The 12303-nt window shown below is 36.2% G+C and carries 5 protein-coding genes; all 5 read left to right on the top strand.

Annotation, left to right across the window (positions count from 1 at the left end; all coding sequences use genetic code 11):
• Positions 1–292 precede the first annotated feature (292 nt).
• The 5 genes from ACRD62_RS02155 to ACRD62_RS02135 all read left to right on the top strand — a co-directional run bounded on the left by ACRD62_RS02155 (position 293) and on the right by ACRD62_RS02135 (position 12273).
• Positions 293–1912, top strand: a complete 1620-nt coding sequence (locus ACRD62_RS02155; RefSeq protein WP_430818474.1) for a helix-turn-helix domain-containing protein — start codon at positions 293–295, stop codon at positions 1910–1912.
• Between the two features lie 167 nt (positions 1913–2079).
• Positions 2080–7467 (top strand): choice-of-anchor J domain-containing protein, encoded by a 5388-nt coding sequence (locus ACRD62_RS02150; RefSeq protein WP_430818473.1) that lies wholly within the window; start codon positions 2080–2082, stop codon positions 7465–7467.
• An 80-nt stretch (positions 7468–7547) separates the two neighbouring features.
• Positions 7548–10631 (top strand): T9SS type A sorting domain-containing protein, encoded by a 3084-nt coding sequence (locus tag ACRD62_RS02145; RefSeq protein ID WP_430818472.1) that lies wholly within the window; start codon positions 7548–7550, stop codon positions 10629–10631.
• A 112-nt stretch (positions 10632–10743) separates the two neighbouring features.
• Entirely contained in the window at positions 10744–11466 is a 723-nt protein-coding gene (locus ACRD62_RS02140) for an MBL fold metallo-hydrolase (RefSeq protein ID WP_430818471.1), read from the top strand.
• Positions 11467–11634: 168 nt separating this feature from the next.
• Positions 11635–12273 (top strand): NUDIX hydrolase, encoded by a 639-nt coding sequence (locus tag ACRD62_RS02135; RefSeq protein WP_321411978.1) that lies wholly within the window; start codon positions 11635–11637, stop codon positions 12271–12273.
• Positions 12274–12303: the final 30 nt, after the last annotated feature.

Genomic DNA, 12303 nt, shown 5'->3' with positions numbered 1-12303 from the left:
AAATCACCTTTAGTTCCAAAATCGGCAAAAACACTCTTTCCTTTGAATATCTGCAACTTAAGTGATTTAAACTAAAATCACCCACCTCTTTTAGTTTATTTACCCCCTATATTTTTTCATCAGCATGCATACTTCATGAGTGTATAACTCAATTTTACAGTAACGAAAATTCATTGCCCAATAAAAAGACAATGTAATTTTTTCAACAGGTGGTTGCATTTATTTGAATGCAACTAAAATTTGTATTAACGCTATTCTTCTTTGGATTGGCTTTATTAATTATCTTTGCAATATGCGCAAAGTATTATTTTTCTTACTCCTATTCAGTGGTAGCCAATATATTACAAGCCAGGAGGGTGGCAAAACTGATTTATCAACCATTCAATCGTTGATTGAAAAAGGAGATTTGGCAGCTTCAACAAATGATACAACCACTGCTATTTCGAGTTTTACCAGCGTTTTGGACATTTACAACCAAAATTTAAACACAAGCATTGCTAAAAAATGCGGGTATGCTGCGATGCGCTTGTCCAAAATTTATTTTGATATTGGCAATTACACAAAATCGTTAGATGCTTCTATCAAAGGCATTAGAATTGTTGAAAATACAGATAATGATGCTGAACTTCTGTCTAATTTATATCATACAGCCGGTAATGTTTATTCGGTATTTGAAGACCACGAAAAAGCGCATATTTATTATAATGAAGGGTTAAAGTATGTACGAGAAACGAAGGATTATGAACTTGAGTCTTTCTTTTTAAATAATTTAACTGCCATGTGCTGTTATACTAAAAACATTGAACAAGCTAAAATATACAACAACCAGGCAAAAAAACTACCATTAAAAGACACCATTAAGCAACTCTATTATTACTCTTTAAATAATGGTTTTATAACGCTGGCAGAAGATAAATTACAACAGGCCATCGTTCATTATAAAAGATCTATCAATTATGCTTCAGAGCCAGGCATGAGCCCCAAATTTCTGGCTGCTTCGTATTCTGAGATTTACAAAATATACGAAGAGACAAATGAAATTGACTCGGCTCTTTTTTATTTGGAAAAATACAAGACTCTGTCAGAAAGAGAGAATTACACCTACATGATTATTGATAGTTACAAAACTTTATCAAGACTCTACAATAAGGCAAATGAACGTGATAAAGCTCTTTTGTACCAGGATAAATATGTACTACTTGCCGATTCTATGATGAATAATCGTGAGTTTAATCGTGTGAGAAACAAACAATCGGCATATGAAAAAGATAAAAGCAATAGTTATACAAATGAGTTAACAACAACTATATCAGAGCAAAAGCTCATTTTAACCATCATTATTTCCTTTTTAGTTATACTGATAACCTTATCAACGCTATTATTGATTCAAAAGAGAAAACTACAACTTGCCTATCATGATATTTTTGAGCGTAATAAGGAACTAATTACAATTGAAGAAAAATACTCACAGGCAAAAAAAAGGATATCAGAGCTTACCGTTGAGGAAAGCATTAACGATGAAGAACATAAATCCAGTGGATTAAAAGAGGAACAACGATCTGATTTGCTAAAAAAGATTAACCAGATTATGGAATCGGAGAGTTACTATTGCAACCCTGATTTTAGTCTTGCTGAGTTGGCCAGTCTGGTTCAGTCAAACACCAAATATGTATCTCAGATTATCAATGAAACTTACGGCATAAATTTTCGCACCTTTATAAATGAATACAGAGTTAAGCTATCACGGAAAAGGTTAACAGATACTGAAAATTACGGTCATTTCACCATAAAAGCCATTGCCGAAAGTGTTGGTTTTAAATCTCAATCCAACTTTATACTTTCTTTTAGAAAAATTACAGGAATCACTCCTTCAATCTATCAAAATATGGCTCAAAAAGAAAATAAATCTTAAATTCTTCTAACATACCCCCCTATTTTGTATTATTGTTTCACTGATTCAAGAATCAGTAACTATTGTTTTTTTATAAAATACCGTATACAGCTACTTTCGCCAACGATTCGGTTTTTAAGTTAGACCGACCTTTATACCATTAATTACACAATTTAAATCGTTCATTTATGCGAAAGAGTCTACTTATGATGGTGGCGTTTTACATTTGTATTTTGCCATTTAATTTTTTCGGACAAAAATCAGATGAGTCGTCACCGACACTTATCAAATCTGTTCGAAAAGGGAATCAATTGATGCCGGTTTCGCCTACAAAGGCTAAAGGCAAACCTCTTAATTCAGAAATCTACCTTCAAACCTATAAACCTGTACCTGCTTCTCCTTTTTCTAAATCACAGATTGGATTTAGAATAGAAGAACAGGAAGTTTCATTAAAACTTGCAGAAGAATTGGGAGACCAAACACTTTATGCAAATATGGTTTACTCCGACACATGGACTGATTATGCAATTTATGAAATACCTTATGGTATATATTCATTCACTGCTTCTGAAACTACCGACTTTACTATTCATTATGAAGATATAGGTCTGGCATGTAACGCGGGGGTACATGCAAATGGTAAGTTTTATGGTATTCACCCAATTACGTTATTCGGCGCAATGACAGGAGTTGGCTACTTTGTAGTTAACACCGATACCTGGGAAGATGAGAAAAATTATATTGTTGATGAGGCTGGTTATGATGCCATGGCCAGCAATATGACTTTTGATCCTACTACCAATACCATTTTTGCATTAAGATACAATGCAGACTTAACCGGATTTAACTGGGCAACTGTTGATACTGCATCATTCACCTTTAACAACCTTGCCACATGGACTGGTACATTTTCAACGATAGCACTTACAACAAGTTCTGACGGAACCATTTATGGAATTGGCAGTAACGGTAATTTATACACTTTTGACAAAGCAGACGGAAAGCCAACATTAATTGGTGCTACAGGTGTTTATCCTGCCAATTACTCTCAATCTGCCGTATACAACGGACGAACCAACGAATTACTTTGGTGTGCATTGACCTATACAGGCTCGCATATGTATACAGTTAATCTAACAACCGGAGAAGCTACTAAGCTATTCAGTTTTCCAAACAACGAACAATTGGTAGGATTATATACCAATACTCCATCAGCAAAAGATGAAGCTCCTGCTGCGGTGGCAGACTTAACTTACACTCCGGATTCAGATGGTGCCTTAACAGGTAATATCTCTTTTACAGTTCCTGAACTTTCCTTTTCGGGAAGTTCTTTAACAGGTAACCTAAGTGTAATAACCAAAATTGATGGTATTGTATCAAACGAACAAGACTTAGCTGTTGGAACTACAGTTACTCTTCCTGTTAGTTTGACTAATGAAAACCACACTTTCTCAGTTATTACCACAAATAATACAGGAACAAGTCCGCTGACTACATTAACCAAATACATTGGAAATGACAACCCAAAAGCGGTTACTAATCTTACTTTTAGTATTAATGAAGGCATAAGTCAGTTAACCTGGGATGCTCCAACAGAAGGTATATACGAAGGTTATATTAATACTTCGGAAATGTACTATACTGTTACCCGATTACCTGATATTGTTGTTGTAGCTGATCATTTAACTGCAACATCCTTTTCAGAAACAATGCCTACAATTATGGCTCGCTATTCATATGAGGTGGTTGCCTATAATGGATCAGAAAAACCAGGTGTAAAAGCCTCAACACAGGAGTTGGTGTTTGGTGATGGTTTTGAACCTCCATATAACCAGCCTTTTGAAGATTACAATGCGCTTGAATACTTTAATATCGTTAATAACAACGGAGATAATTCTACCTGGCAATTATTATATCAGGTGGTTGCTTACTGGCCAAATACCTATGAAAATAAGGATGCAGACGATTGGTTGATTTCACCGGCAATGGCTTTAAAAGCAGGTATTAAATACAAGCTTAATTTTTCAACAAAATCACTATGGTCTCCCGGAATTGAAAGTATGAAGGTGTCTCTGGGAACATCGCAAACTGACATCAGTACTTTCACTCAGGAACTTTGGAACAATACTTCAATAGATTTTTATGAGTATACCGATCAATCTGTTGAGTTTTCGGTTGAAACAGATGGTAAATATTTTATTGGATTCTATGCCTACTCTCCGGATGCCAGTAGTAGTGGTTTATATTTAGATTATCTGAATATTGAAAAAATAGGCGCTTTTGAAGCTCCGGCCAAGGTTAGTGACCTGACACTAACACCTGATGCAGCGGATGACCTGAAAGCTACCCTTTCATTTACTGCTCCAACATTAAATCTGAATGGGGAATCTTTGTCTGAAATTACTCAAATTGAAATCTTCAGAAATGATGACTTAACCAATAGTGTATATACATTTTCAAATCCAGTCCCTGGTACAAACCTTACATGGACAGATGAAAACGTTCCTTATGTAGGTTATAACTCTTACACTATTATTCCATCTAATTCAGGTGGTGAAGGAGAACATGCATTTGTCAGAGACTTTATTGGTGTTTACACGGCTCCATACAGCGAGTCCTTTGATGATGAATCTTCAATGGAGTTCTATTCATTAGTTAGTTTGGCTACTGAAACAAGCAATTGGTCATATAATAACTATTATCAATGTATCGAAGGTGCAAACTGGTCTAACATTGCTGATGAATGGTTATTCCTTCCTGAATTGAAGCTTGAAGGAAATATGGTTTATGAAATTTCATTCAGCTACACAACATACGGTATTGGAGATTTTGATTTAACCTTGGGAAGATCTGCAACTACTGAAGCCCAAACTGTTATCAACAGCATTCCTTCTGAGCCTGAATATGCTGCTAAAAAAGTAGCCTTGTTATTCTCAACGGATGATGAAGGTAATTATGTACCTGCATTGCATATGACTGCTGGTGACGCTTACTGGTACTTCTTTATACAAATTGATAATATAATGGTTATCAAAAAAGCACCAACCCAGTCACCCGGCCCAATTCAGAATACTGTTCTGCAAGCAGATGCTAACGGACTAAAACAGGTGAATATTACTTTTAATGCACCAAGCGAAGCATACAACGGAGGAACATTAGGATCAATAACAAAGATAAATATCTACAAAACAAACGATATTATTGCCTCTCAAAGTTTTGAATCACCTGCTGTAGGAGAAGAATTAAGCTGGACAGACAGCAATGTAGCTTATGGATATGTTAAATATGCATTCATCGCTGAAAATGAATATGGTAAAGGTGCAACTGTAATTGATTCTGTTTTTGTCGGTCCTGACACTCCAACCTCTTTAAGTGGCTTAACATTGACAGCTGATGCCTCAAATGCAAATGCCACTCTAAGCTGGTCGGCACCTGTCGGTGAGAATAACGGGTACATCGATTACAACTCTCTTACCTATAACATTTATTCTTATGACCTTGACAGAGGTGAATTTGTACTGAATGTTGAAGGTATTACAGAAACCACTTATAATATGCAGGAAAATATCAGCGGCGAAATGCAGGTATTGTATTACGCTGTAAGTCCTGTTTTAAATGATTATGAAGCACAACCAATTGTTGGTCATGTGGTATTAGGAACCCCTTATAAATTACCGTTTAGTGAGTCATTCGCTGAAATGACAACGTCTACAACTCCATGGGTTATTGCAGGCAGTGAAAATAGCGTTTGGACAGTCACTAGCGACATTTACACAGCAGGCGGCTTAACGGTTTCTTCGCAGGATAATGATGAAGGTATGTTATTCTTCTACAACCCTTATGGTTATGGAAGCGGTTATATCGAAATACCAAAAGTAGAATTGTACAAAAAGAATGTTGCAAGCAATCGTTTACGTTTCTGGTTATATCAAAGCCCTTCACTTGCGACTCAAAGTTCGGTGATGTATCTTCAGATTTCAGCTGATGACAACAATTTTGAATCGTTTACCGAAGAAATTCCTTTGAATGATGGTGAAGGATGGACTCCATATACGTTCAACCTGGATGACTATAAATCTTCTCAATACATTAAAATAAGGATTTATGCATATGTTAACAGTTATACTGAGGCTATGTTATTGGATAACATCAGCATTTACAGTGTCTTCCCTGAAGATCTTTCTGTGAGCAGTATTTCAGGTCCGGAATCAATGGTAGCTACTGAGACAACAGAATATGCTATTGGAATACAGAACATTGGTTCAAACGATGTATTAGGAAGTAATTACACCATTTCTATTTACAACGGCGAACAACTTCTTGGAACGCAAAATGGAGTGGATTTAACTGCTGAAGAAACAGCAACTATTAACTTCATGGTAACACCAGATATAACAGAAGTTGGTAATACCTGGAATCTGAATGCAACGATCGATTACAGTGCTGATCAGGTTACCTCTAACAATTCAAGCAATGAACTCAATGTTCTGATTGAAGCAAAAAATCTTCCAACGGTTGGTGATTTAAGCGCCATGGAGTCTGAGCAAGGTGTACTATTAAACTGGACTCAACCCAACCTTGATTACATAATTCCTGAAGTGGAAGGTTTTGAAAATCATGTTTCATTATCCATTGATAATTTCGAAAACTGGAAAACAGTCGACCTTGACGGACAATATACCGGAGTAGTTACTGGTCTGGATTACGAAAATGCTGGTGAACCAATGGCATACCAGATCTGGAATTATATTGATGCAAATGCAGCGGAATACAGTATGTATGTGTCACCTCATTCAGGAGATCAATGTATCATAAGCTGGTCTTCAGCTGGTGTATTGGCATCTGATGAATCACCGGTTGATCCTGAGAATAACGACTGGCTTATTTCAAAAGAAATCAAACCAGGTTCACAACTTAGCTTCTGGACAAAACAGCCAAGTATCAATTATGGAAATGAAACATTCGAAATCTGGGCATCTTCAACAACAGATGCAGTGGAAGATTTTATTTTAGTTGATAGTAAAGAATTAACTACAACCGATTGGATACTGTATTCAGTTCAATTGCCAGTTGATGCTAAATACTTTGCAATCCGTCATACTTCGGCCAGTTTTGCATTAATGATTGATGACATTTCATTAACTCCGGCCGGAGCTGAAGTATTACAGTACAATCTTTTAGGCTACAACATCTACCGCAACAACCAAAAAGTGAATGATGTTTTAGTATCTGAAACAACATATACTGATACTCCTGATGCATCATCTTCATACTCATATGCTGTAAATGTTAGTTACGAAAAAGGTGAATCAGCCTTATCAAACATTGTAGTTGTTGATTTTGTATCAACCGGAATTAATCCGGATGCAATGCAAAAAGGATTGATCATCGGTGGTAAAGGTCAGGTAACCATTAAAGATCTGCAAGGTAAGAATGTAAAAATCCATGCAGTTGACGGCAGTCTGATTGATGACTTTGCTACTATATCGAACAACGAAATCAGATACCTTTCAAAAGGTGTTTATGTTGTTACGATTGAAAACAAAGAGTTATCAACTAAAATAATTGTTTACTAAAACATCAACACCGATACTTGCCTGAAAACAAGTATCGGTGTTATAACCTTACCCAATTAATCGATAATAATTTACACTAGATGAATAGAATAAGAAAAATGCTGATTCTGGCAGTTTTGGTTCAATTTTCTCTTTTGAATCATTTACATGCACAAATCAGTTTTGGGGGAACTCCACTTAGTTTCAAACAAGCAAAGGCATTACCTGAGATAACGAATGTGGATGTAAATATTAATGTTGATCAGTTAAAGGCCGCTAACCTGTTAAGTCGTCAGGAGTCAAATAATCCACCATGCATTGCAAAAGCTATCCCAGTGTCATACGACATGGAAAATTCAGGTACCTGGACTGCTTTGGAGAATGGCGGTGAGATGTGGCAGCTTAGACTAAAAGTAAAAGATGCATTGGCTATTATTTTATCCTATGACGATTTTTTTATTCCTGAAGCAGGAGAACTCTTTATTTATAGTGCCGATAAAACACACGTTTTAGGAGCATACACATCAGAAACTCACCCGAAAGCAGGATCTTTCTCAACCGAAATGGTTGCCGGTGATGATATCATTCTCGAATATACTTCACCTTATAGCCATAAGGCTATGATAGCAAATGAAGAATTCGATAACATACCGGTTATTTCTATTGATAATATCGGATACGTTTTTGATAATGTTATCATTAAACGCTTTCCTAATTCATCAAATGTAGACACAGAAATTGGTGAATCATCAGCATGTATGATTAATATTAATTGTACAGAAGGTGATAACTGGCAAACAGAGAAAAAGGGTATTTGCCAAATGGCCATGTACATTTCTGGTGGTGCTGGTGGCGCAGGATGGTATGTTTGTTCTGGTGACCTAATTAATAATACGGCACAGGACTTAACACCATATGTTATATCAGCTTTTCACTGTTACGAAGGTGCATCAGCAAACGACTTAACAAAATGGCAATTTACCTTTGGTTATGAATCACCAGACTGTGAAGATGCTACACCTTTGGAGACTCACACCATTACCGGTTGCTATTTGCGAGTAGCAACTCCTATCGAAGCAGGTTCTGATGGTTTATTGGTAGAATTATCAGAGGATATTCCGGCAGAATGGGATGTTTATTACAACGGTTGGGACCGACGAGACATAGTAACTGAAGGAGGTGGTGTAGGAATCCATCACCCTGCTGGTGACATCAAAAAGATATCAACTTTTGAAACCTATATTTCAGGATCATGGCCGGGAGAAGTTTATGGTGCAACCGATGCACACTGGAACCTACAATTTATTGAAACAGCCAATGGTCACTCTGTAACTGAAGGAGGTTCATCAGGCTCTTCATTATTCAATAGTAATCACCTGATCATAGGAACCTTAACTGGAGGAAACTCTTCCTGCTCATATCTGGCAGGTAGCAACTACTATGGTAAATTATGGTATCACTGGGATCAATTTGGAAGCGATGAAACTACCCAAATGAAAACATGGCTTGACCCATTGGATCTGGGAGTGGAAACATTGGCTGGTACAGCTTACAACCCAACCAGTCCTCGTATCAGCAGTCCGTATAAAACAATTGAACTAGAAGGATCTGATGTGATTGGAGTTGCAGGAAGTGCAACTAAAATTTTAATTGAAGGCCATAATCTTGATGATGTAATTTCAGTGTCGTCAGAAGAACAGTTTGAGGTCTCTGCGGATAATGAAAATTGGGCTAATACTGCCACCCTTCCGTTGGATGGTGGAGCCTTATATGTTCGCTTTCTTCCAACAGCAATCGGACATCAATCTGGTTTGATAACTTTATCTAACAATCTGGCCTCTAACATATACATTAATGCAAAAGCATCCAGCTGTCCTGAATTTATTTTTAACAACAGCGAATTACCTGTTGCAACATTTAATCAGTCATATTCTGTTTTTGCAACTGTCAACAACACAACAACCAATCTTGCAAACTACGAAATTGTTGATGGGCAATTACCATTAGGTGTTGAGATAGTGAATGAAACAGGAGAAATTGCCGGAACACCTCTGGAAGCTGGTTACTTTGACATTACCTTATTGGTAACTGATGAAAATGGCTGTTTTGCTACCATCGATTACCAATTATATGTACAGTGTGTTACTATCAATGAATTTCCTTTTATCGAAAGCTTTGAGTACGGTTTCCCTTCATGCTGGTCGGAAGTAAAAGAATCTGGCAAGTATTACTGGAGTAACCAAACAGGCGGAAATATTGGTAACGAGCACCCCGACAAAGCCTATGATGGAGACATTAATATGATATTCAGAAGTGAAGATTACAATTCAAATATCTCATATCTGGTAACACCTGTATTCGATATTACATCGTTATCAAACCCGGTTCTGTCATTTGCTCACTCACAAGAAAATTGGTTAGGCGATCAGGATGAATTAAAAGTATATTACAAAATTTCAGCTTCAGATGAATGGACCGAAATGGCATCCTTTACGGAGGATATTAAAGATTGGACCGTTGAAAGTTTTGTATTACCAGAAAAGAGTTCTGAATTAACAATTGGCTTCAAAGCCATTGGAGGATATGCTTATGGTGTAGTTTTGGATGATGTTAGAGTTGGTAATCCGGTCATTACTCCTGCCTCAAATAATTTAACCCTTAGCGAATTTACTGTAACTGGTAATCAGCCTGTCGCTGAAATTGAGATTGCTGCTTCTTCATTGGCTGAAAACATATCAGTTACTTGTTCAGAACCTTTTGCTGTTTCATCAGACAAGCAGAACTGGGCATTAACATGCGAAATTGAGAAAGATGGTGGTATACTTTATATTACTTACACTTCTGCTCCAGGTAATGCAAACGAAAATGTTATCAACCTGGAAAGTACAGCCACTGAAACTGATATCACCATTACTGATACCACAACAGGCTTGGACGAACTTTCTAATATTATAACAGGCGTTTCAGTTGTAAATCCATTCTCGGATGAGTTGGAATTAAGCTGGACAGCAGATTTAAAATCCATTGAAATTATTGATTTATCTGGTCGAAAGCTGTATGAAACAGCTTCTCTGGCAGGATTACAATCCATTTCGATACCTTCATCTTCCTGGTCACCCGGCTTATACTGTGTGAACCTCAGATTAGAGAAGGAAAGTAAAATTATAAAAGTAATTAAGAAATAATTCATTCAGAGGCCATCACAAAAGATGGCCTCTTTTTTTATCTTAATTGAAAGATTTCAAACCTTTTACCTTATCTTTTGTTTTTCTAAAAACATCTTGATACAAATTGGATATGAAAAACATTTTAACACCCCTGATCCTACTACTTTCTTTGAATATGATTTCTGCTCAGGATGAAATAAAAACTCAAAATGGTTCATTTACTATATATTTTGTTGGCCACGGAACACTTTATATCGAGTATAATGAAACCATCATACACATTGACCCATGGTCAAAATTGAGCGATTACTCACAATTACCGGATGCTGATTTTATTTTGATAACTCATCAGCACCGTGATCATTTGGATGCCGGTGCCATTAGAGAAATTATTAAAGAGAACACCCAAATATTTGCACCCTCGGTTTGTAAAGAAGGATTGGAAGAATTTACTCAAGTGGCATTTCTTAAAAACAACGATAAACTTCAAACTACATTTGGCGAATTAATGGCTGTTCCAGCCTACAACATAGTTCACATTAGAGATAACAATATGCCATATCACCCAAAAGGAGAAGGTAATGGATATGTTTTAAACATTGATGGCAAAAAAGTCTATGTAGCAGGTGACACTGAAAATATTCCGGAAATGAATGAGCTAAAAAACATAGATATAGCGTTCCTTCCAATGAATTTACCTTACACCATGACGCCCGAAATGGTTTCAAAAGCTGTTGAAATGATCAAGCCTGTTATATTATATCCATATCATTACGGCGAAACAGATACTGATATTCTTGTAAATTTATTAAAAGATAGCTCTACAGAAGTTAGAATAAGAAACATGAAGTAAGTCTGTTCTTATTTAAATATCATTCTAGAAACATTCCAGAATAAACTATTTAAATTTCTATATTTCATAACATTACTATACTTTTATTTAAATATTAAATCAAAATAATTTACTTTAATTTGGAAGAAATTATTATTTAACGTATGTTTGACGTAATACATTAGATTCATGGGTGAAAAAATTATCAACTTGTCAGTAGACTGTGCCATTTTCGGTTACGAAGATGGTAAACTAAAATCATTACTGATTAAACGAGATAAAGAGCCCGCACTCAATCAATGGTCCCTGCCCGGATCATATGTTTATCTGGAAGAAACTATCGACGAAGCTGCCAAACGGATTTTATTTGAATTAACAGGTATTAAAGAGGTATATCTTACTCAGGTAAAAGTTTTTGGGGAACTGGATCGTTATCCTGATCGTCGCATCGTTTCTATCTTATATTGTGCCTTAATCAAACCCGAACTGTTTGAATTGATGGCAGGTTCGCATGCCAAAGAAGTAAACTGGTTTGAAACAGATCAGATAGGCGAACTACCATTCGACCATAATAAAATGATTAACAAATCATTAAGCTGGCTAAAAGAAGAAATATGGCGTAAGCCCATTTTACACAACTTATTGCCAGAAAAATTTCCATTAAACCAACTGCAGGAATTATATCAAACAATATTGCAGGAAGAAATTGACAATCGTAACTTTAGAAAGAAGGTTATCAATATGGGTTTGGTCGAGAAATTACAAGAAAAAACCAAAGGTGGCCAGCAACGTCCGGCTTTTTTTTACAGACTGAGAAACACAGTTTAAAAAATTTTACCTTGTTTATATAACGTACAC

Origin of the sequence: Carboxylicivirga caseinilyticus (genome assembly GCF_050589785.1) — a bacterium.
Classification (GTDB): Bacteria; Bacteroidota; Bacteroidia; order Bacteroidales; family Marinilabiliaceae; genus Carboxylicivirga; species Carboxylicivirga caseinilyticus.
The sequence above is the reverse complement of the archived record's forward strand: the minus strand, read 5'-3'. Positions and strand labels throughout refer to the sequence as shown.